Source organism: Myxococcus vastator (assembly GCF_010894475.1).
Lineage (GTDB): Bacteria > Myxococcota > Myxococcia > Myxococcales > Myxococcaceae > Myxococcus > Myxococcus vastator.
The window spans coordinates 1-21409 of the sequence record NZ_JAAIYB010000096.1 but is presented as its reverse complement, the minus strand read 5'-3'; the positions used below and the strand labels follow the sequence as shown (position 1 = coordinate 21409).

Annotated in this window: 21 protein-coding genes; 10 read left to right on the top strand and 11 right to left on the bottom strand. The window is 70.5% G+C overall.

Annotated features, from left to right (window positions below; translation table 11 throughout):
• Both G4D87_RS12470 and G4D87_RS12465 read right to left on the bottom strand, forming a co-directional pair.
• Nucleotides 1-221, bottom strand: a 221-nt coding sequence (locus tag G4D87_RS12470) for a DUF3037 domain-containing protein (RefSeq protein ID WP_163782221.1), incomplete at its 3' end; no start/stop codon positions are given.
• On the bottom strand, nt 199-984 hold the full coding sequence (locus G4D87_RS12465; RefSeq protein WP_163782219.1) for a HipA family kinase: 786 nt from the start codon (nt 982-984) through the stop codon (nt 199-201). The genes G4D87_RS12465 and G4D87_RS12470, both read right to left, overlap by 23 nt.
• 187 nt (nt 985-1171) lie before the next feature.
• Here G4D87_RS12465 and G4D87_RS12460 point away from each other — a divergent pair, with 187 nt between their 5' ends.
• From G4D87_RS12460 to G4D87_RS12450, 3 genes are all read left to right on the top strand, one after another.
• Entirely contained in the window at nt 1172-2800 is a 1629-nt protein-coding gene (locus G4D87_RS12460) for a S8 family serine peptidase (protein ID WP_205507558.1), read from the top strand.
• A 107-nt stretch (nt 2801-2907) separates the two neighbouring features.
• Nucleotides 2908-3363: a MarR family winged helix-turn-helix transcriptional regulator gene (locus G4D87_RS12455; RefSeq protein WP_163782217.1), complete on the top strand. Its 456-nt coding sequence runs from the start codon at nt 2908-2910 to the stop codon at nt 3361-3363.
• Nucleotides 3364-3380: 17 nt separating this feature from the next.
• A complete protein-coding gene (locus G4D87_RS12450) occupies nt 3381-3818 on the top strand; it encodes an organic hydroperoxide resistance protein (RefSeq protein ID WP_163782214.1) in 438 nt (145 codons plus the stop codon).
• Between the two features lie 71 nt (nt 3819-3889).
• On the opposite strand, the gene G4D87_RS12445 is transcribed toward G4D87_RS12450, so the two are convergent.
• A complete protein-coding gene (locus G4D87_RS12445) occupies nt 3890-5107 on the bottom strand; it encodes a DUF6068 family protein (protein ID WP_163782213.1) in 1218 nt (405 codons plus the stop codon).
• Nucleotides 5108-5171: 64 nt separating this feature from the next.
• Here G4D87_RS12445 and G4D87_RS12440 point away from each other — a divergent pair, with 64 nt between their 5' ends.
• Nucleotides 5172-7187 (top strand): hypothetical protein, encoded by a 2016-nt coding sequence (locus G4D87_RS12440; RefSeq protein ID WP_163782211.1) that lies wholly within the window; start codon nt 5172-5174, stop codon nt 7185-7187.
• 39 nt (nt 7188-7226) lie between these two features.
• Here the strand turns inward: G4D87_RS12440 and G4D87_RS12435 are convergent, their stop codons facing one another.
• The 3 genes from G4D87_RS12435 to G4D87_RS12425 form a co-directional block, all read right to left on the bottom strand.
• Entirely contained in the window at nt 7227-7775 is a 549-nt protein-coding gene (locus G4D87_RS12435; protein WP_240358212.1) for a hypothetical protein, read from the bottom strand.
• A gap of 191 nt (nt 7776-7966) precedes the next feature.
• Nucleotides 7967-9769 (bottom strand): amidohydrolase, encoded by a 1803-nt coding sequence (locus G4D87_RS12430; protein ID WP_163782207.1) that lies wholly within the window; start codon nt 9767-9769, stop codon nt 7967-7969.
• Between the two features lie 68 nt (nt 9770-9837).
• A complete protein-coding gene (locus G4D87_RS12425; protein ID WP_163782205.1) occupies nt 9838-10611 on the bottom strand; it encodes a rhomboid family intramembrane serine protease in 774 nt (257 codons plus the stop codon).
• Between the two features lie 201 nt (nt 10612-10812).
• On the opposite strand from G4D87_RS12425, the gene G4D87_RS12420 reads away from it, so the two are divergent.
• On the top strand, nt 10813-11337 hold the full coding sequence (locus G4D87_RS12420) for a hypothetical protein (protein WP_163782202.1): 525 nt from the start codon (nt 10813-10815) through the stop codon (nt 11335-11337).
• A gap of 2 nt (nt 11338-11339) precedes the next feature.
• Here G4D87_RS12420 and rnz read toward each other — a convergent pair whose 3' ends face one another.
• A complete protein-coding gene (gene rnz / locus G4D87_RS12415) occupies nt 11340-12263 on the bottom strand; it encodes a ribonuclease Z (protein WP_163782200.1) in 924 nt (307 codons plus the stop codon).
• Nucleotides 12264-12382: 119 nt separating this feature from the next.
• Between rnz and G4D87_RS12410 the strand changes: the two genes are divergently transcribed.
• The 4 genes from G4D87_RS12410 to G4D87_RS12395 all read left to right on the top strand — a co-directional run bounded on the left by G4D87_RS12410 (nt 12383) and on the right by G4D87_RS12395 (nt 18165).
• On the top strand, nt 12383-13060 hold the full coding sequence (locus G4D87_RS12410) for a DUF2293 domain-containing protein (protein WP_176411130.1): 678 nt from the start codon (nt 12383-12385) through the stop codon (nt 13058-13060).
• Between the two features lie 99 nt (nt 13061-13159).
• Entirely contained in the window at nt 13160-13933 is a 774-nt protein-coding gene (locus G4D87_RS12405; protein ID WP_163782196.1) for a TetR/AcrR family transcriptional regulator, read from the top strand.
• Nucleotides 13930-15039: an efflux RND transporter periplasmic adaptor subunit gene (locus G4D87_RS12400; RefSeq protein WP_163782194.1), complete on the top strand. Its 1110-nt coding sequence runs from the start codon at nt 13930-13932 to the stop codon at nt 15037-15039. The genes G4D87_RS12405 and G4D87_RS12400 overlap by 4 nt, the downstream gene beginning before the upstream one ends.
• A 12-nt stretch (nt 15040-15051) precedes the next feature.
• Nucleotides 15052-18165: an efflux RND transporter permease subunit gene (locus G4D87_RS12395; protein ID WP_163782191.1), complete on the top strand. Its 3114-nt coding sequence runs from the start codon at nt 15052-15054 to the stop codon at nt 18163-18165.
• 12 nt (nt 18166-18177) lie between these two features.
• On the opposite strand, the gene G4D87_RS12390 is transcribed toward G4D87_RS12395, so the two are convergent.
• Nucleotides 18178-18930 carry a hypothetical protein gene (locus G4D87_RS12390; RefSeq protein WP_205507556.1) on the bottom strand — a complete coding sequence of 251 codons (753 nt, stop codon included), beginning with the start codon at nt 18928-18930 and terminating at the stop codon, nt 18178-18180.
• A 55-nt stretch (nt 18931-18985) separates the two neighbouring features.
• On the opposite strand from G4D87_RS12390, the gene G4D87_RS12385 reads away from it, so the two are divergent.
• Nucleotides 18986-19543 carry a DUF2378 family protein gene (locus G4D87_RS12385; RefSeq protein WP_163782187.1) on the top strand — a complete coding sequence of 186 codons (558 nt, stop codon included), beginning with the start codon at nt 18986-18988 and terminating at the stop codon, nt 19541-19543.
• Between the two features lie 54 nt (nt 19544-19597).
• On the opposite strand, the gene G4D87_RS12380 is transcribed toward G4D87_RS12385, so the two are convergent.
• From G4D87_RS12380 to G4D87_RS12370, 3 genes are all read right to left on the bottom strand, one after another.
• Nucleotides 19598-20026: a hypothetical protein gene (locus tag G4D87_RS12380; RefSeq protein ID WP_205507555.1), complete on the bottom strand. Its 429-nt coding sequence runs from the start codon at nt 20024-20026 to the stop codon at nt 19598-19600.
• Between the two features lie 200 nt (nt 20027-20226).
• Nucleotides 20227-20793 carry an endonuclease dU gene (locus G4D87_RS12375; RefSeq protein ID WP_163782183.1) on the bottom strand — a complete coding sequence of 189 codons (567 nt, stop codon included), beginning with the start codon at nt 20791-20793 and terminating at the stop codon, nt 20227-20229.
• 94 nt (nt 20794-20887) lie between these two features.
• Entirely contained in the window at nt 20888-21091 is a 204-nt protein-coding gene (locus tag G4D87_RS12370; RefSeq protein WP_002635980.1) for a cold-shock protein, read from the bottom strand.
• Between the last annotated feature and the right edge of the window lie 318 nt (nt 21092-21409).

Below are 21409 nucleotides of genomic sequence, written 5' to 3'. Positions count from 1 at the left end.
CCCTCGCACACGCGGTGGAAGCTCTCCAGGTGGCCGCGAATCAGGTCCACGTCCACGTCGGGCCACAGCGCCTTCAGCCGCGCCGCGTCCGGCTCCACGCGCACGCCCAGGAAGCGCTGGGTGGCGCAGAAGAGGACGACGCCCGCGTTGATGAACTCCTCGCGCTCCACGCGCGGGACGACGCGGATGATGGCGTAATCAAACGAGCTGGGCGCGGGCACGGTCCGCCTCCTCGATGAACGCGGGCACCGCTTCCAGCCGGCGCAGCAGCCAGGTGGCGTAGGCGGCGCGGTGGGCCTCGGCGGTGGGGAAGGGGGACTCGGTGTTCGTGAGCCACGCCTCTGGAATGGCTTCGACGATGCGCTCCACCCCCTCCCGGCTGATGCGCGCGCCCAGGTGCCTGCCGGCCTCCGTCAGCGCCGTGGCCCAGGGCAGCAGCACGTGGTCCTTGATGGGCGCGAAGCGGCCCTGGCTGCGCGCCTCCCAGTCGTCCCACGAATGGTGGAAGTACAGCGAGGCCCCGTGGTCGATGAGCCACAGGTTCCGGTGCCAGGTCAGCATGTTGGGGTTGCGTGGGGTGCGGTCCACGTTGGTGATGTACGCGTCGAAGGCGACGATGCCGGACGCCTCCGCCGCGGTGGGCACGGGGTCCGCCACCGGGTCGAACGTCACCGACGCCGGGAGGTAGTCCAGCGCCAGGTTGAGGCCCGCGCTGGCCTTGAGCAGCTCGCGAATCTCGGAGTCCGGCTCGTTGCGCCCCAGCGCCGGGTCCAACTCCACCAGTACGACCTCCGGCACCCGGAGTCCCAGCTCCCGGGCCAACTCCCCGGCGATGAGCTCGGCGATGAGCGCCTTGGCGCCCTGGCCCGCGCCCCGGAACTTCACGACGTAGAGCCCCGCGTCGTCCGCTTCGATGATGGCGGGCAGCGAGCCCCCCTCCCTCAATGGCGTCACGTAGCGCGTGGCGGTGACCGTCCTTGGCATTTCAGACCTCCCATCCTCTCCGCTGGCGCCGTCCCTGGGGCGCCGGGCCGCGTCGCGGCATGTAGCATGTCGGCCGGGGGTGGGAGGCGCTGACGCCGCTAATGGCCGCCCACTGGAAACTTTGTCCGACACAATGCGACAATCATTTATCGGCGTTTTTTTCTGCCCCCCACGGAGCACCCCCACCATGGAAATCTCTCGCAAGCCGAAGTCGCCCGTGTCGCAGTCCACCCGCGCTGATGACACGGCCAAACCGGCCGCGGCCAAGCCGGTGGAGAAGACGCCGGTCCAGACGGCGAAGGACGGCTTCGACTCGGCGCCCACGGGTGGCGCGCGGGGCTCCAACTTCGTGGACCGCCCGAAGGGCAACTTCGTGGACCGCCCCACGGGCCTGCCCCCGGGCACCCCGTCGGCGCTGCCGGCCTCGGCCTTCACCTTCGGCTCCGGCCACGTCGCCGTCCGGCCCTTCGCGGAGAGCGCGGCCCGCGCGCCCGTGACGCTGCAGGCGTCCGCCACGCCCAACGCGAAGGTGAACGACCTCCAGACGACGACGTCCACCGTGTCCTTCGACCAGGACGTGAAGCTGGACTCGCTGAAGCTGAACCTGGACCTGGCGCACACCTACAAGGGTGACCTGGTCGTCAAGCTGACCAGCCCCTCCGGCAAGACGGAGACCCTCCACAACCGCACGGGCGGCAGCGCGGACAACATCAAGGGCAGCTTCGACCTGGCCGCCTTCAAGGGCGAGTCCACCAAGGGCACCTGGACGCTCTCCGTCGAGGACAAGGCGCGCCGCGACACCGGCACCCTGAAGAGCTGGAGCCTGGACGCCGCGGGCCAGACGACGGGCCCGGGCCCCATCGAGGAGCCGCAGAAGCCGCTCTCCGGCCCGCCGGTCATCGCCGTGTTCGACGGCGGCGTGGACTTCAAGCACTCCGACCTGGATGACGCGATGTGGGTCAACCCGAACGAAATCGCGGGTGACGGCATCGACAACGACGAGAATGGCGTCAAGGACGACGTCTACGGCTACAACGTCGGCTACAACAGCGGCGACGTGCTGCGCGGCAGCGGCACGGACCACGGCACGCACGTGGCCGGCATCATCGCCGCCGAGGACAACGGCGAGGGCAACACCGGCGTCGCCGCGGGCAAGGCGAAGATCATGAGCCTGGGCGGCCTGTACAACGGCGCGGACCTGCTCACGAACTTCGAGCGCGGCGTCGACTACATGGTGAAGATGAAGACCGAGCACGGCGTGAACATCCGCGCCGTCAACGCCAGCTTCGGCAACGAGTACCGCAACCCGGCGGACGTGAAGCGCTGGACGGACGCGGTGCAGAAGCTGGCCGACGCGGACATCCTCCTCGTCGCGGCCACGGCGAACGGCAACGGCAGCAACCTGAACAACGTGCCGGACATGCCCGCCAACATCGACCTGCCCAACGTCATCACCGTGGCGTCCATGGACAAGCGCAACGACAAGCTCGCCAGCTTCTCCTCCCACGGGGACAAGGTCGTGGAGCTGGCCGCGGTGGGCGAGGACGTGCTGAGCACCGTCCCGGGCGGCGGCTGGGAGGAGATGAGCGGCACCTCCATGGCCACCCCCACGGTGGCGGGCGCCGCGGCGCTGATGTTCGCCGCCAACCCCGAGCTGACGGCCGCGCAGGTGCGTGACCTGCTGGTCCAGACGGTGGAAGTGGACGCCGACCTCAAGGGCAAGGTGAGCACCAGCGGCAAGCTGGACATCGAGGCCGCGGTCGCCGCCGCCGAGGCCACCCTCACCGAGGACGACACCACGGTCGCCGGGCGCTGAGCCAGCCCTGACGTGACGCAGCGAAGCGCTCCCGGTGCCCAGGCGCCGGGAGCTTTTTCGTGTCCGAATCAATTGCGCGCAATTGAATTGCGCCCTATTCATCTCCCATGTCGATGGATGACCCGCTCAGCCTGGACCGGCAGCTCTGCTTCCCGCTCTACGCGGCGGCCCGGGCGATGACGCAGGCGTATGCGCCGCTGCTGTCACGGCTGGGCCTGACGTACCCGCAGTACCTGGTGTTGCTGGTGCTGTGGGAGACGGACGGGGAGACGGTGAAGGGGATGGGGGAGCGGCTGTACCTGGACTCGGGGACGCTCACGCCGCTGCTCAAGCGGATGGAGGCCCAGGGCCTGGTGCGGCGGGAGCGGAGCGCGGAGGACGCGCGCTCGGTGCGCATCTACCTGACGTCCGAAGGACGGGCCCTGCGCCGCAAGGCCACGTCCATCCCCGAGGCGATGGCCTGCAAGCTGGGGCTGACGCTGCAGGAAGCGACCCGCCTGCGCCGCGACATCCAACGTCTTTTCGAAGTGCTCTCGCAGTCTCACGTTGATTCCTCGAAGTAACGCTCAAGGAGAACCCCATGGCTCCCATCGCTATCAGCCCGCTGTACAGCACCGCCGCCACCACCCACGGTGGCCGCAACGGCCGCGTGAAGTCGGAGGACGGCGTCCTGGACCTGCCCCTGGCCATGCCCAAGGAGCTGGGGGGCGCGGGCGGCGCCGTCACCAACCCGGAGCAGCTCTTCGCGGCGGGCTACTCCGCCTGCTTCGAGAGCGCGCTGCGGCTGGTGGCGCGCATGCAGGGGAAGAACCTGGGCAACGACGCGGGCGTGCGCGCCACCGTCACCATCGGCAAGACGCCGGACGGTGGCTTCGGGCTCGCGGTGGAGCTCCAGGGGCTCCTGCCGGGAATCCCGAACGACGAGGCCCAGAAGCTGATGGAGGCGGCCCACGAGGTGTGCCCGTATTCGAAGGCCACGCGCGGCAACATCGACGTGAAGGTCTCCGTCGCCGGTTAGCGCCACGCCGGGCCGTTGCTCCAGGGGGCTCGCGGCGTCATGACGAGCCCTCGGGCGGGGCGTTCGGCCGCTTACGGCGTGGCGCCCGGCACCCACACGCCCCAGTCCGTGAGCTGCGCGCCTCCACCGCCAGGCGTGGTGCGGTCGCTCAGCGGCTGGAAGCGGGCCTCGTGGGCCAGCCCGGAGAGCGCATCCCCCCAGGGGTCGGCGGCGTAGACCTGGACGCGGACGTTGTTCGCCTGGGGCTGCGCGCTCTCGAACTGGAGCGCCGGCACGCGGTGCGTGCCCACCGTCACCGGCTCGCGCTTCGCCGGTGTGAGGCCCTCGGGGGACGGTGGCCACTGGCGTGCGTCCAGGGACTCCCAGATGCGCGCCAGCACCGCCTCCTCCAGGGGCACGGCTTCCGCCTGGGCGAAGTCCGGGCACGCCGCGCCTGTCGTGGGCGGCGTCACCTGCTGACGCAGGATGAAGCCTCGCTCCGCGGCCTGGCAGGTGCGCAGCACGGACGGGGTGCCCTCCGTCTCCATCCGCACGTCGAACCAGGTGCCTGGGCCCCACGGGCGGGCGAGCGTCGGAGGCAGGCGGGTGCCACCCTCCTGGCCCTGGCGCGCTTCCACGAGGGTGAGCTGGGCGCCGCCACCCGTGCCGAAGCCCGCCAGCGTGGTGCTCGCGTCGAGCAGGCCATGGGTGAGGTACAGCGGGCCCGGCGTCACCGCGTAGAGCCGGTTCTCCAGGGGCCCGTCCATCATCCGCTTGTCGTTGAGGTAGCGCTTCGCCTCCCAGTGGCGGCCCGCGGCGGTGAGCTGCTCGGTGCTCTGCGTGCCCTCGCGGGGAGCCTCCAGCGCACGCGACTCATCCGCTCGCACGGGCACCACCAGCGGCCGCGCCAGCATCGGCTGCCGCGACGGCGCGCCGCCATCCTCGGTGAAGGAGAGCGTCACCCAGACCCAGGGCAGCTCCACCGCCACGACCTCCAGCGTCACCACGCCGGCCACCGCGGCCTCGGGCACGGTGCCGGGCTGCTGCCGGCCCATGGCCTTGCGGTTGGCGGAGAAGGAATACGCCACGCGGTCACCCACGCGAGCCCGCAGCCAGGGCGAGTTGCCGCGCCGCGTTGGCGTCTCCGTCTCCGGCTGCGTCACGGGCTGCTGGGTGGAAACTTCCGGCGGCGCGGTGGTGCCTTCGGAGGGCGTGGTGTGGGGCTCCACGCTCTTGCAGCTCGAGCCAAGGGCCAGGGCCGCGCACAGCATCGCGGAGCGGGACAGGGAGGAGGCGATAGGCTTTCGCATTCGAGCAACCTCGGGGGTGAGGGGCATTGCGTCACCCCTGTCGGACCTTGATACACCGGGTCCCATGACCACGAACCTGTCCATTCGCCGCGTCGTTCTCTACAAGCATGGCGTCGGCTACTTCGAGCGCCGGGGGAAGGTGCGTGGCAACGACACGCTCAACCTCGACTTCAAGGCGCGCGACATGAACGACGTGCTGAAGTCGCTGACGGTGCTCGACTTGTCGGGCGGCTCGGTATCGGCGGTGAGCTACGACTCCACGAAGCCGCTGGAGCAACTCCTGGCGGAGGCCACCATCCGCATCCCGGAGGACGGCAGCCTCACGGCGCTGCTGGGGCAAATCAAGGGCGCGCGCGTGCGGGTGCGCGTGGGCGGCGCGCAGGTGGAGGGCTCCATCATCGGCCTGGACTCGCTGGCCGTGGCGGCGGGCGAGACGAGCCTGGTGCGCCCGTTCCTGTCGCTGCTGGTGGGCGCCTCGCTGCGGACCTTCGACATCCTGGACGTGTCCGAGCTGGAGTTCCTGGACGAGGCGGTGCGCAAGGATTTGGAGTTCTACCTGGCCACGGTGCTGTCCTCGTACAAGAAGGACTCCAAGCGGATGGCCATCCTCACGTCGGGCGAGGGCGAGCGCGAGCTGTTCGTCAGCTACGTGGTGGAGTCGCCGGTGTGGAAGACGAGCTACCGCATCCTCCTGGACGAAGGGGAGCCGCCGCTGCTCCAGGGCTGGGCGCTGGTGGACAACACCGGGGACGAGGACTGGGTGGACGTGAAGCTGTCGCTCATCGCCGGGCTGCCGGTGTCCTTCGTGCATGACCTCTACAACCCCCGGTACATGAAGCGGCCGGTGGTGGAGGTGAAGACGGAGGCCGCCGCCGCGCCGGTGATTCCGGAGGAGAGCTTCGGGGGCGCCGCGGACATGCTGCGGGACGCCGAGATGGCCGCGCCGATGATGTCCGCGATGCCTGCCCCGGCGCCCGCGTCCGCGCCGCGCCGCTCGCGCGCGGAGCGAGGGGGGCAGGTGCCCGTGGGCGGCTCAAGCAGTGGAGGCCCGAAGCTGCGCGAGGTGATGGCGCAGAGCGCCGCGGTGACGACGCTCACGAAAGAAGTCGGAGACCTCTTCGAGTACGGCGTGGACCGACCGGTGACGGTGCACCGCAACCAGAGCGCGCTGGTGCCGATTCTGCACAAGCCCTTCGAGGGCAAGCGGGTGCTCCTCTACAACCGGTCCACGCGGGAGAAGAACCCCATGGCGTGCATCGAGCTGAAGAACACCACGGGCCTCACGCTGGAGGGCGGCCCGGTGACGGTGAGCGAGGACGAGCGCTACGTGGGCGAGGCGATGCTCGACACGATGAAGCCGAACGACCGGCGCTTCGTGCCCTACGCGGTGGAGCTGGGCTGCGTGGTGTCGATTGAGGACCGCACGGAGGACGGGCCGGTGTTCCGCGTGGTGGTCAACGCGGGGATGTTGATGGCGGAGTACTACCACCTGCGCCGCACGACGTACCTGTCGCGCAACAAGGCGCCGCGGGCGCAGGTGCTGTACGTGGAGCACCCGCGCCAGGGCTGGGAGCTGGCCAAGGACAGCCCGGAGCCCACGGAGACGACGGAGGGCTACTGGCGCTTCAAGCGGGAGCTGGCCGCCGGGGCGCAGGACGCGTTCACCGTCACCGAGCGCACGCGCGGACAGCGCCAGTACCTCGTCTCCAGCATGGGAGGGGACGAGGTCTCCTACTTCGTGTCGCAGCGCTTCATCGACGAGAAGATGGCGGGCGCGCTGAAGGAGGTCGTCGCGCAGCGCGAGCAGGTGGACGCGCTGGCGAAGGAGGAGCAGCGCTTGCTGGAGGAGCGCAACCAGCTCTTCCGGGACCAGGAGCGCATCCGCTCCAACATCGAATCGCTGAAGAGCGGCGCGTCGCAGCGCGAGCTGGCGGACCGCTTCGTGTCCAAGCTCAACGAGCAGGAGGACCGGCTGGAGGCCATCGCCGCCGAGCTGGAGAAGCTGGCCAGGCAGCGGCAGGAGGCGCAGAAGGCGCTCAACCGCCGCATCCAGGCGCTCAGCTACACGGCGGACCTGTAACCCGCGGCGGGCTGCCTGGCCCGCACCGGGCGGCCCGCGCTACCCGGAGACGATGCGCCAGCGCAGCGTCCCGTCCGGGTCCGGCGCGACGATTTCCACGCGCGGATTCTTCGCGCTGGAGCATTCCAGGTACGCCTTGAAGCCCCCCGCCAGCTCATGGAGGGCCACCGGCGTCTGGTAGGTGAACTGGCGCAGCAGCAGCATGCCCGCGCCGTTCTCCTCCTGGTGCAGCAGCTCCCCCTGGTCGCAGTAGGAGCGCCACATGCGCCGCGCCATCCCCAGCACCATGTTGGGCGTGGTGAAGCGCAGCACCATCTTGAAGATAGAGTGGATGTCTCGCAGGGTGACTTCGTAGCCCACCGTGTGGGCCCCCTCCGGCCTCCCGTCGAAGTGCCGGTCCACGACGTGCTGGATGATGCCGAAGTACGTCTCCACCGGCACCCAGCCCACCGCCAGCGTCGTGCGCGGGTCCGCGTGGGGTTGCAGCTCGGGGAGCAGCGACTCCACGGCGGTGCGCGCCGTGTCCTCGCCGAAGCGCTCGTGCACGTAGGCCAGCAGGTTCTGGACGGTGAAGCCCTTGTAATGCACTCCGGACAATGAGGCTGTCACGCTTGCGATACCCCCCGCTCCAACCCGTGAGCCGGCCTTGGCTCACGGGAGGCTTGCGGCAAAGCCGTATGCTAGAGCACTCCACGACACGGCGGAAATAGCAGCACACGCCATTTCCCCCGCGACAGCCACGTTGCGCCCGGGATTTCCTGCCTGTCCCGAGCACGCGCTCAGCGCTGGAAGGCGCGGTGGACCTCCACGCCGGCCACCACCGTCAGCCGCACCTCGGCGCCGGGCAGCTCGGTGACGGGCCCATCCACCGGGTCCACCGACAGCGCGACGAAGTCCGCGTCCATGCCCGGCTGGAGCCGGCCGCGCCGCGCCTCCGCGAAGGACGCGTGCGCCGCGCCCACGGTGAAGCCCTCCAGCGCCTCCTGCCCGCTCAGCCGCTGCTCCCCGTACCAGCCGCCTTCCGGCTGGCCCCGGATGTCCTGACGCGTGCGCGCCGCGTACAGGCCCGCAAGCACGTTCGGGCGCTCCACCGGGAAGTCGCTGCCCAGCGCCAGCACCGCGCCGGACGCCTTCAGCCGCTGCCACGCGTAGGCCCCGCGGATGCGCTCCGGCCCCACGCGCGTCTGTGCCCAGGGCATGTCGCTGGTGGCGTGCGTGGGCTGCACGCTGGCGATGAAGCCGCTCCTGCCCAGCCGGTCGATGTCCTCCATCCGCATGATTTGCGCGTGCTCCACGCGGTGTCGGCCGGACTGGAGCGTGCCGGTGGCCTCGGCCGCGCGCGAGAGCACGTCCAGCACCACCGTGTTGGCCCGGTCGCCAATCGCGTGCGTGCACACCTGGAAGCCCTTCGCCATGAAGGCGCGCACGCGCGCCTCGTACTCCTCGGGCGAAAGCAGCAGCAGGCCGCGGTGGCCCGGCTCATCGCTGTAGTCCTGGTGCAGCGCCGCGCCCCGGCTGCCCAGCGCGCCATCCAGGGAGAGCTTCACCGCGCGCAGCGTGAGCATCTTCCCCTCATAGGGGCCGTCCTTCAGGTACGTCTCCCGGTCGCCCGTCTGTCCATCCGCCATGGCGTAGACGCGCAGCGGCAGCTTGCCCGCCTTGTCCCAGCGCTGGAGCAGGCGGAAGGTGCGCAGGTCCATGCCCGCGTCGTGGACGCCGGTGAGGCCCACCTGCGCGGCGTGGTTGAGCGCCGCCGTCAACTGCGCCGCGTGCTGCGCCTCCGTGGCCGGGGGCAGCACCGCCTCGATCAGCTCCATGGCGTTGTCCACCAGGATGCCAGTGGGCTCGCCGCCATCGCCCCGGAGGATGCGGCCACCGGCCGGGTCCTTCGTGTCACGGGTGATGCCCGCGCGCCGCAGCGCCTCGCCGTTGACCCACAGCGCGTGCCCGTCCACGCGGCTCAGCGCCACCGGCCGCGTGGGGAAGCGCGCGTCCAGGTCCGCCCGCGACGGGAAGGTCTTCTCCGGCCAGTCGTTCTGGTCCCACCCGCGGCCCAGCAGCCACTCGCCCTGGAACGCGGAGGACGGCGCGGACGAGACGCGCTCCAGCGCCTCCGCCTTCGTGTCCACGCCCTGCAGGTCCACCGTCACCAGGCCGCGCCCCAGGCCCGCCAGGTGCCCGTGCGCGTCGGTGAGGCCCGGCACCACCGTGGCGCTGCCCAGGTCCACCACCCGCGCGTCCTTGCCCGCGGCGGCGAGCACCTCCTCCCGCGTGCCGGTGGCCAGCACCTTGCCGTCCTTCACCGCGAGCGCCTGCACCTGGGGCTTCGCCGGGTCCAGCGTCCGGATGCGCTGGGCCACGTACACCGTCGTGGCGGCGGTGGGCTCCGGCGCGGGGGCCGGGTTGTCATCCACGGGCGGCACGCGCCGGGTGCAGCCCGAAAGGCTTGTCAGAAGGAGTACCGCCCCGAGGAGTCCACCACCGAGTCGTCGCAGCGTCATGTCTGGCACCTGTCTGGAAGCCCGCGTCAATTCCTGGCGCGTTCGGCGCGACACTCTGGCGCACCTGGAAGGGGAGGCCAAGCACTGGCGTCACTCCACCCGCTTGCCCGGTGTCTGGCGATTCGCGGCCGCGGAAAAAGCAAGGCACCTCACGGATGGTTGGGATGGAGCCGGTGGCGCATCGACGTGCGCTGGTTCGTGTAGCGCGGGTTCTGGAACAGCTTGATGAGCGCCATGCCCGCCACGAAGCCGCCGATGTGCGCCCAGAAGGCGACGCCGCCGGACGCCTCCGCGCTCACCGTGTTGAGCTGGGGCAGGCCGCTGAAGAGCTGCACGCCGAACCACCACAGCAGCACCGCCCACGCGGGCACGGGGAAGACACGGATGAAGATGACGATGATGAACAGCATGTTCACCCGCACCCGCGGATAGAGCAGCAGGTACGCGCCCATGACGCCGGAGATGGCGCCGGACGCGCCCACCGTGGGCACTGGCGAGCCCGGGTCCACCAGCAGGTGCGCCGCCGCCGCGGCCAGCCCGCACAGCAGGTAGAACACCACGAAGCGCAGGCGGCCCATGCTGTCCTCGACGTTGTTGCCGAAGACCCAGAAGAAGAGGCAGTTGCCCAGCAGGTGTCCCCAGCCGCCGTGCAGGAACATGGAGGTGATGGGGGTGAGGAGGTTGATGGACTCGCTGTCCACCACGCACGCCAGCCCGTCTCCCAGGGGAACCGGAAGGCCCAGCGCCGCCTTGCCCGTCAGCTCGCCGGGCACCATGCCCAGGTTGCAGACGCTGGCCGCCAGCCGGTAGGCGTCCAGGCCCGCGCCCTGGATGAAGACCCAGACGAAGCCGATGGTGCCGAGCAGCAGGTACGTCACGACGGGAGTGCGGAGGGTGGGGTTGTCGTCGCTGATGGGAATCATGTGGGAGCCCCATCATGTGCACCGCTCTGGCCGGGCGTGGCGGCGGAGGGTGCCTGGATGTGCGGCGCTGGACGCATGGATACCCATACGGACGGAGCGGGTGGGATGCTTGCCCTGGGAAACCATCCCCGGGGAGACTTGGCTGCGGGAAGAAGGTTGAGGGATGTTGAGCCGCCTCACACTCCCGTGGAGCCCTGAGAAATGAACCTGTCGATGCTGTCGCGCGGCGCCGCCGCGCTCCTCGTGGTCGCCGCGCTGTCCCTCACCACCGCGGGGTGCGCCGGCCGCCGCCGCGAAGCCTTCCTGTTGGAGAAGGCGCGCAACCACGTCTACCGCAAGCCCGTGGCGGAGGTGTATCCGCAGGCGCTCGCCCTGCTGAAGGAGAAGGGCTACTCCTTCAAGGCGGGCCAGAGCGGCTTCGAGGCCACCACCGAGTGGTTGATGCAGGGCGCTCCGTCGTCGCTGGGCACCACCCAGGTGCGCTACCTGGTGCGCGGCATCGAGAAGGGCCCGGGCCAGTGCTCGGTGGAGCTCACCCGGCAGCTCGTCACGGAGTCCGCGGGTGCTTCCAATACGTCCGGCCGCGCCAGTGACATCTCCGAGCCCGCCGTCCGGGCCGACGGCGGCAACATCACCCGGGACGAGGAACTGGAGTGGGAGCTGGTCCAGCGCGTGGACGCCGAGTCCGCTTCCTCCCTGCGCGCCGAGTCCGAGAAGATTCAGTAGCCTCAGTCCCGGAGGGGCAGCTCGACGGTGAACCCGTCGAAGGCCACCTCCACCGGCCCCTGGTACTCCTCACGCGCCTGCGTGAGCAGCTTCGAGGGGTCGGTGTCGTGCCGGCTGGAGAGGTGGGTGAGCACCAGCCGCCGTGCGCCCGCCTCCCGCGCCACGCGCGCCGCTTCCCGCGCGGTGGAGTGCCGGGTCTCCACGGCCCGCTCCTGTTCGTCGTCGGAGAAGGTGGACTCGTGGACCAGCAGGTCCGCGTCCTTCGCGGCCTTCACCAGCGACGGGCACGGGCGCGTGTCCCCGGAGATGACCAGCCGGCGCCCGGGGCGCGGCGCGCCCAGTACGTCCTCCGGCTTCACCGTGCGCCCGTCCTCCAGCGTCACCGGCTCGCCCCGCTGGAGCTTTCCGAAGCTGGGGCCCTCCGGCACGCCCAGCGCGCGCGCGGTGTCCAGGTTGAAGCGCCCGGGCCGGTCCTCCTCCACCAGCGCGTAGCCCAGCGCGTTGATGCGGTGGTCCACGCCCACCGCGTGGACCGCGTAGCCCTTGCGCGGCACCACGTCACCGTCCTTCAGCTCGTGAATCTCCACCGGGAAGGACATGGACTCCACGCCCAGGTGGACGGCCTGGTGGAGCAGGCGCTTCGCGGAGGGCGGGCCGTACAGGTGGATGGGCTCGGAGCGCCCCGTCATGCCCAGCGTGCGCAAAAAGCCGATGATGCCCAGGTAGTGGTCCGCGTGGAAGTGCGTGAAGAACACCGCGTCCACGGTGAAGCCGGTGCCGTAGCGCACCATCTGCCGCTGGCTGCCCTCTCCACAGTCGAAGAGCAGCAGGTCCGCGTGCGCCTTCACCGCGAGTCCGGACAGGTTCCGGTGCAGCGTGGGCTGCGCGGCGGAGGTACCGAGGAACGTGAGCCTGAGGAGGGACATGCCGGCACTTCCCACGCGTTGAGGACCTCCCGCGCCAGTCAACCGCCGACGCGAGGGGGCCATTTACCAGGGTTGGAGGCACCCATGCTATGTGGCCGCCCCCGACCTCGGACTTCACCATGCCTGAATCCCTGACCTTCGCGCCGACTTCGGACCCTCGCCGCGTGCGCGCGCCGGATGGCCGCGTGCTCACCGTGCCGGACGGCTGGGCCCTGCTCCCCCCCGGTGACGCCGGGCTCACCCGCCGCGTGAAGGCGGCGGGGCCCTCCTGGACCGTGGCGGAGAAGGTGGGCCGCAAGCTCTTCTCCCGGGGCGTGTGGGCGCCGGAAGCGCACATCCTCCACGCCCGCGCCGCCCTCGAGGCAGAGCGCGCCACCCCCGCCTACGAGAAGAAGCTGGCCGCGGGACGCGAGCGCCGCGCCCGCGAGCAGGAGGCCTACGAGGTCGACTTCGCCAACGCCGTGCTGCGCTTCCTCGCCTTCTCCCCGGCGTGGCTGCGGCACGCCAAGCGCATGGCGGTGCTCGTCGCCACCCATGCCACCCCCGTGGGCAGCGGCACCGTGGCCCGCACCGAGCGCATCCCCCTGGAGCGCCGCGCCGAGGCCGCCGTCATCGCGTGGATGCGACACCAGACCACGAGCTACGACGACATGCGCATCGCCCGGGTGAAGGGCGCCCGCCGGGAGGTGCGCCGGGAGCTGGCGGACATCTCCCGCGCCGTGCTGGACCTGCACCGCCGCGATGTCCCCCACGGGCCCGCCGCGTGCCCGCTGTGCACCGCGCTGACGCGGACCTGAGCGGCGGCGGCGCACCCACAGCCGCGGACCTTGGATGACTGACCCGGTGTTCAGAAACCTTGCGCGGTTAATGACCGGCGGGTTAGGAATCCGGCAAGCATGGCCCGCCCCGCCGACCCTCACGCGCGCAGTTCGCTGGTATCCGCGGCCCGGCGGGAGTTCGTTCGCCGGGGGCTGAAGGGCGCGCGCATCGAGGACATCACCGCCGCGTGCGGGCTGTCCAAGGGCGCCTTCTACCTGCACTTCCCATCCAAGGAGGCGCTGTTCGGGGAGGTGGTGGGCGCGTTCGAGTCCGGGCTGATGGAGATGAACGGGCGGCGCATGGCCCACATGGAGCGCTTTTTCCAGGCGCACGGCATCCCGGGCGCGAGGGATCGCATCGAGCGCAGCGAGCGCTACCTGCGGTTTCTCCAACTGGAGAAGGCGCATGACCTGGCGGCCCTGGACTGGGTGTGGGAGTTCCGGGACGTGTCCCTGGTGCTCACCAGCGGCAGCCAGGGCACGGCGTTCGAGTCCCTGCTGTGGCGCATGACGGACGCCCAGGTGGAGCGCGTCTCCCACGACTTCCGGCGGCTGCAGGAGGCTGGCGCCATGGACCCGGAGGTGGACGCGCACATCTTCGCCTCCATCATCGTCGGGTCCTTCCTGTTGCTCTCCACGCAGATGGCGCGGCTGGATGAGAAGCCGGACCTGAACGCGTGGGCGAACACGCTCCAGCGGCTGTGCCAGGAGGGCACCCGTCCGGCGCAGCCGTCCTCGGTGGAGGCGCCTCCGTCCCCCGCGCGTGCGCCGCGCGCCCCTTCCACGCGTGTCGCGCGTCGGCCCCGGGCCGCCGCCCAGAAACCCCGAAAGACCCCGAGGAAACGCTCGTGAAACCCAACCTGAAGCCGTCCGCTGTCCGCGTGTTCGCCGCGGTGGGCCTGGCCACCGCCGTGCTGTCGCTGACCGCATGTCAGAAGGCGGATGCCTCGGCGGCGCCGCCCGCCAAGGCCCCGGCGAAGGAGGTGGTGCCCACGGTGAAGGTCGTCTCCGCGCGGACGGTGCAGGCCGCGCCGAGCGAGTCGGTGACGGGCACGCTGTTTCCCGCGCAGGGATTGAGGGTGGGCTTCGAGGTGGGAGGCCGCCTGTCGGCCGTCCGGGTGAAGAAGGGGCAGGGGGTGAAGAAGGGCGACGTGCTGGCGCAGCTGGACCCGGAGATTTCCGACGCGCAGGTGGCCCAGGCGGAGGCCGCGGTGGCCGCCGCCGAGGCCGCCTCCTCCATGGCCGCCGACGTGGCCGCCCGCAACGAGAAGCTCCAGCAGCAGGGGGGGGTGAGCGAGGTGGCGCACCGCACCGCCATCGCCAATGCCGCGCAGGCGCAGGCGCAGTGGATGGCCGCCAAGGCGCAGCTGGCCCAGGCGCGCGCGTCCCGCCGCCGGCACGAGCTGCGGGCGCCCTTCGACGGCACCATCATCGACGCACCGGAGCAGACGGGCGCGACGGTGGCGCCGGGCACGCCGCTGTTCAACCTGGAGCGCCTGGACACGCTGCTCTTGAAGACGACGGTGTCGGAGGCCCTGCGCTCGCAGCTGGAGCCCGGCGCCAAGGTGCGCGTGGAGTCGGTGGGCGCGCGCGTGTCCTCGGACGAGGCGGTGGTGCGCACCATCCTTCCCTCCGCGGACCCCGCCACGCGCCGCGTCCCGGTGGAGCTGTCCGTCCCCAACGCGGACGGCCGCTTCGTGGCGCACACGCTGGCGCGGGCCGAGCTTTCACTGGGGCAGGCGCGGGACGCCCAGGTGCTGCCGGGCAGCGCGCTGTCGGCCCTCAACGGGGACCATGTCTGGGTGGTGGCATCCGGCCAGGTGCGCCGCGTGGACGTGCGGGTGCTGGAGCGGCGCGAGCAGGGCGAGGTGGTGGTGCTGGCGTCCTCGCCGCTCGACGCTGTCGTTGACCACCCCACTCCGGGCCTGTCGCAGGGCGCCCGCGTCTCCGTGAAGTAGGGAGCCCTCCCCATGCTGCTCAGCGACGTCTCCATCCGCAGGCCTGTCTTCACCGCGATGTTGTCGCTGTGCCTCGTCGTGCTCGGCCTCATGGGCCTGGGCCGCCTGGGCACCGACCTCTATCCGGACGTGTCGTTCCCGGTGGTCATCATCAACACCGTCTACAAGGGCGCGGGTCCGGGCGAAATCGAAACGCAGGTCATCAAGCCCCTTGAAGACGCCGTCGCCGGCATCAGCGGCGTGGACAAGATTCACTCCTTCAGCCGGGAGAACGTGGGCATCGTGGTGGTGCAGTTCAAGATGACCGCCCCGCTGGACCGCGCGGTGCAGGACGTGCGCGACAAGGTCGCCGGCATCGCCAGCCGCCTGCCCCAGGACGCGGACGCGCCCGTCATCGGCCGCGTGGACCTGGGGGCCACGCCCATCCTCACCTACGCCGTCTCCGCGGAGCTGCCCTCGCAGGAGCTGCGCCGGCTCATCGACGACCGCGTGAAGCCCGCGCTCGCGCAGTTGGAGGGCGCCGCCGAGGTGCGCGTCACGGGCGGGGACACGCGCGAGGTGCAAATCGACATCGACCTGGACAAGGCGCGCGCGGCGGGCGTGTCCCCGCTGGGCATCGCCCAGCGCGTGGCGGCGGAGAACCTGGACCTGCCCGCGGGCCGGCTCCAGCTGGGCGCCTCCGAGATGACGGTGCGCTCGCTGGGGCAGTTCCAGAACGTGGAGGAAATCCGCGCGCTGCCGGTGGCGCGCAGCGCGACGGGCGCGCAGGTGCGGCTGGGTGAAATCGCCAGCGTGACGGACGGCGTGGCCGAGCGGCGCACCCTGGCGCGCCTCAACGGGCAGGACGCCGTCATCCTGGAAGTCGTCAAGCAGCCGGGCTCCAACACCGTCGCGGTGAGCGAGGCGGTGCGGAAGGTGATGTCGCAGATGGACACGGTGGTGGGGCATGGCTTCCAGGCCACGCTGCTCATCAACCAGTCGGACCTCATCCAGGAGAACGCGCACGAGGTCTGGGTGGCGCTCGTCTTCGGTGGCGCGATGGCGGTGCTCATCATCCTCATCTTCCTGCTGGACGTGCGCGGCACCTTCATCTCGTCGCTGGCGCTGCCCACCTCCGTGCTGGGCACCTTCTTCGTGATGTACGTGCTGGACTACACGCTCAACCAGATGACGCTGCTGGGCCTGTCGCTGGCCATCGGTCTGCTCATCGACGACGCGGTGGTGGTGCGCGAGGCGATTACCCACCGGCTGGAGAAGGGGGAGGACCCGGTGAGCGCCGCGTCCAACGGCACCAAGGACGTGGGCCTGGCGGTGCTCGCCACCACGCTGTCGCTGGTGGCGGTGTTCGTGCCGGTGGCCTTCATGCCCGGCGTCGTCGGCCAGTTCTTCCGGCAGTTCGGCATCACCATCTCCGTGGCGGTGCTGATTTCCCTGTTCATCTCCTTCACGCTGGACCCGATGATGTCGGCGCGGCTGGCGAAGCGGCGCGTGCCGGGCGAAGTCCGCCAGGAGAACGCGGTGGCCGCGGCGCTGCGCCGCTTCCTGGACGGCACCGAGCGCGTCTACGAGTCCATCCTCCGCTGGGTGCTGGCGCACAAGTGGACGACGATGGGACTCACGCTGGTGTTGCTGGTGGTGTCCTTCGGAGGCGCCAGCCGCCTGGGCATGGAGTTCATGCCCGCGGAGGACCGCTCGCAGTTCTTCGTGGACCTGACGCTGCCGGACTCGGCCAGCATCCGGGAGACGGAGGCCCGCACCGCCAGCGCGGAGGTGCTGCTGCGCCAGCTCCCGGAGGTGACGGACGTCTACTCCATCGTCGGCAAGGACGGCGATGTGAACAAGTCCCGCATGCGCGTGCTGACCGTGGGCAAGGACGCGCGCACCAAGGGCATCCAGTTGCTGAAGGAGGACGCGCGCGCGCTGCTGGAGCCGGGGCTGGTGGGCACGCGGGTGAACCTGAGCGACCCGCCCATCCTGGAGGGCCTGGGCGACTTCTACCCCATCATGGTGCGCATCACCGGGCCGGACCTGGTGCGCGTCAACGAGGAGGCCGAGCGCGTCGCGGACATCCTCCGTGAGCTGCCGGGCACCGCGGACGTGCGCGTGGAGTCCAACCCGCCCAAGCCGGAGCTGCAGGTGCTCATCGACCGGGCGCGCGCCAGCGACGTGGACCTGCACGCGGGCGCGCTGGCCACGCAGCTCCGGCTGGCCATTGGTGGTGACGTGGTGGCGAAGCTGCGTGAGGGCATCACCGAGACGGACATCCGCGTGCGCCTGTCGGAGAAGGACCGCGCCACGCCGGAGCGCGTGCGTCAGCTGGAGGTGTACACGCCCAGCGGCCTGCGCCCGCTGACGGACGTGGCCCGGGTGGAGCTGAAGAACGGCCCCAGTCTCATCGAGCATGAGAACCGCGAGCGACAGATCGCCGTGTACTCGCAGCTGGGCCCGGGCGCGGCGCTGGGTGACATCGCCCAGGAGCTGAAGGCGCGGGTGGCGGCCCAGCCGCTGCCGCCGGGCTACGCGCTCATCTATGACGGGCAGATGAAGAGCCTGGACGAGCAGAACGACGCCTTCGGCGCGGCGTTTGGCCTGGCCTTCGTGTTCATCTACATGGTGCTCGCCAGCCAGTTCGAATCCTACAAGCACCCGCTCACCATCATGGCGTCGCTGCCGCTGGCCCTGGTGGGCGCGCTGCTGGGCCTGGTGGTGACGGGCTTCCACCTGTCCATGGGCGCCATGATTGGCATCATCCTGCTGATGGGGCTGGTGACGAAGAACGCGATTCTGCTCATCGACGGCGCGCTCCAGAACCTGCGGGACGGCGACACGGTGGATGAGGCGCTGCTGAAGGCGGGCCCGCGCCGGCTGCGGCCCATCCTGATGACGAGCGCGGCCATGGCCATCGCCATGGTGCCCACGGCGGTGGGCACGGGCACGGGCTCGGAGTTCCGCGCGCCCATGGCCATCTCCGTGATTGGTGGCGTCATCACCTCCACCTTCCTCACGCTGCTGGTGGTGCCGGTCGTGTTCGCCGGCATGGAGCGCCTGGGCTTCAAGCGCCGCCGCCCGCGCGATGCCGGCTCCCCGCCGCACCAGGTGGAGCCCAAGCCCAGCCAGGCGGCCTGAGGTCCGGGGCGCTCAGCCCCCCGCGTACAGCGGCGCCATCGCATCCACGATGGCGCCCATCAGCCGCTGACCGTCGGGCGTGTCCGGGCAGAGGCCGCCCCAGACAAGCGTGAGGCGTTCGGCCACGGGGCGGAAGTACATGCGCCCGCGCATGCGGACCGGCTCGTAGCTCTCCCGGCCGCCCACGAGGTAGTCCTCCTCCGGCACGCCGAACACGGCGTAGTACGTGAGGTCCGGCGCCTGCGCGTCCTGCACCCGGTGCAGCCCGCTGGGGATGATGCAGCTCACCTCCGCCAGGTGCCACGGGCCTTCACGGCCCTGGCGCACGTCCAGGACCTCGAAGCACATCCTCGACGCGGGGCAGCCCAGCTCGCCGGCCGTGAGGAAGTTGTAGTCGAGCCGCGGAATCTCCAGCATCTCCTCCAGGTCCGGGCGGCCGTCGCGGGTGAAGCCCCACGGGCCGCCATCCCGCTTGTACGAGCGGATGCCGTAGGCGCCGTAGAAGACGTTGTACCAGGGGCTGTGCGGGTTGAAGTAGCTGGAGCACCCGGCCCGCTCCGGGAAGTCTCCAATGGTGAAGGCCACCAGCAGGTCCATCAACCGCTTGGTGTCGAAGGCCATGAAGGGCTCATGCGCCACCGCGCCAATCGACCCGCGGATGGCGGGCACCGGTGTGGCGATACCGGCCTCCGCCAGGAAGTTCTTCTTCCCCGGCAGCGGCGTGGCTTTCATGGCCAGGATGGCGAGCTCTCGTTGCAGACCCATGGAATTCCTACCCCCTCGCCGCACATCCTAGCGGAGGCAGGGTACACTGCTGAACATGCCGGAGAAGCTCGTCTTCGAGCACACCTTGGAGGGGCTCTTCGTGCGAGGGCTGGGCGCCCGCGTCACCCCCGTGCTCCGCGAGCGGCTGCGGGAGGTGGGCGTGGACCTGGAGCGCAAGCTGCAGCCCGCCTACTCCTTTGAGACGTGGTGCTCCGCCGTGCGCGTGGCCGCGCGCGAGCTGCACCCGGACGTGCCCGACGACGTGGGCTACGCGCTGCTGGGTGAGCGCATGGTGGACGGCTACCGGGAGACGGTGCTGGGCCGCGCCGCCTTCGGCGTGATTCAGCTCCTGGGCCCCCGCAGGTGCGTGAGCCGGGCCCGGCAGATGTTCCGCTCCGGGAACAACTACACGGAGACACGCCTGGACGACGTGTCCCTCACCGAAGTGGACCTGTGGATGAACGAGGCCGGCGCCATCCGCTACTTCACGCAAGGCGCGCTGCGGGCGGGCCTGCGCGCCGTGGGAGCGCCGCATGCCGACGTGCAGGTGCGCGCCTTCACCGACGAAGGCGTCACCTACCGGCTCATGTGGCGCGACGGCCACGAGGCCTGAGCCTCCTGGGATTCCAGGGGCTGGAGCCAGCCTGCTCCAACCTGGAGGTGTGTCTCAGCGCGCCGCGTGCTCCACGGCGCCTTCCGGGGCCGCGCCCAGGAAGTAACGCGAGCGCGCCTTGGCGAGCTGCGAGTGCGCTTCCTCCAACGACACGCAGTCCACCGTGATGTCGTTGTCCGCCGCCGCCGCAGAGGCCACCCGCGCCGTCTGCAGCCGGGCGATGGTGGAGTCCGAGACGTGCGCGCACATGACGCATCCCATCTGCCGGCCGTAGGCCACCACCTCTCCGAAGATGCTGGCGGACTCCGGCTCCAGCGTCCGGAGCCCACGCATGTCCGCGAGCACCAGGTGACGTCCCCCTCCGTAGGAGTCTGTCTCGTTGCGGTACCGGCTGGCGAAGTCCCGCATCTCGTTCGGCCTGACGAACCCACTCAACCGCACGGTGACGGTACGGCGATTCTTGTCATTGATGACTTCGAACATGTGTGCGCCCTCCTCGCAGGGCAAAGATTAACATGAAGACAAACGGAGTTCCATGCAGCCCTCCAGGGCAGGTTCATGGCTGGAAGGGTATGCAAGCGTGTCTGGATTGTCTGGCGCCGGTGGAAGTTTCCACGTGCTGGCGCCCGCATGTGGTGGCGGCGCAATCCTCTGCCAGGAGGCGAAGCCCGTCTGGGAAAGGTTCAGGCGCGCTGACTGCTCTGGCCGGTGACGACGGCGGAGCCGATGAGGTGCGCCAGCCGCAGGGCCTCGGGGACGAGGCCGCGGTCCGTCACGCGCGCCAGCGCCTCGGCCACCCAGGCGGGCTCCGCGCCCTGCACCTGGAAGGTGAAGCCTCCCAACTGGTGGATGGGCCCCGCGCGCTTCAGCTTCGTCCAGCGGGCATCCGGGCGAGGCAGGCGCCGCAGCGCGCGCTCCACCGCGTCCAGGTCCGGAGGCCGCCGCATCACCGCCACGCACGGCCGCTTCAGCTGGCTTGCCAGCAGGGGCAGGTCCACGACGTTGAAGCCGCCGAAGGCAATGCCATCCAGCAGCACCAGGTGGAGCTGCGGGAGGAACTTCCCACCTTCCAGCAGCCGGCAGACCTCCTGCGTGGCGTTCCAGCCGTCGCGGCGCACCCGGCCCCAGACGAGCCCTTCGAAGCGCGTGCCTCCGCAGACAACGCCCGCCAGGGGCACGGCGGCGCCCGGACGGCGCGCGAAGGGGCCGTCGTCGAAGCCGATGACACGCGGGAAGCGGGGCAGGCGCATGGTGACGTGCAGCCTCTCAAGAGGCGCCCGCAAAGAGAAAGCCCGGACTCGCCATCCGCGAGACCGGGCTTCCATGGCTTCGCCGGACCGCCGTTCAGGCCGCGCGAACGTTCTGCGCCTGCAGGCCCTTGGGGCCCCGGCCTACCTCGAACTCCACCTTCTGGCCTTCCTGCAGGGTGCGGAAGCCATCCATGTTGATGGCGCTGTGATGGACGAACACGTCCTCACCGCCGCCGTCCTGCACGATGAACCCAAAACCCTTCGCATCGTTGAACCACTTGACGGTACCGGTTGCCATGAATCGCGTTCTTTCGTTCCAAGGCGGCTGGGGTGGCCGCGGATATCGCCCTCTCAGAAACTGAAGGGCCGTACTGCGAGCCATAGTCTGCCCGGGGCGGGCCTCCAAGTGGAAGCCCCCCTGGTTACCCGACAGCCAGGAAGTCGCGGGTGGACAGCCTTCCTACCCCCGGTGCCCGGGCAGGCGAGGGGCGCATCGCCGTGCGTCATGGGCGGCGTGCCTACCCTAGTGACGGCTTCATGACGGCAAGACTGGAAGGAGCGTCACATGGCTGAACCGCAGACCCTGCGTCCGTCCACCCCCAGCTTCGTCCCACCC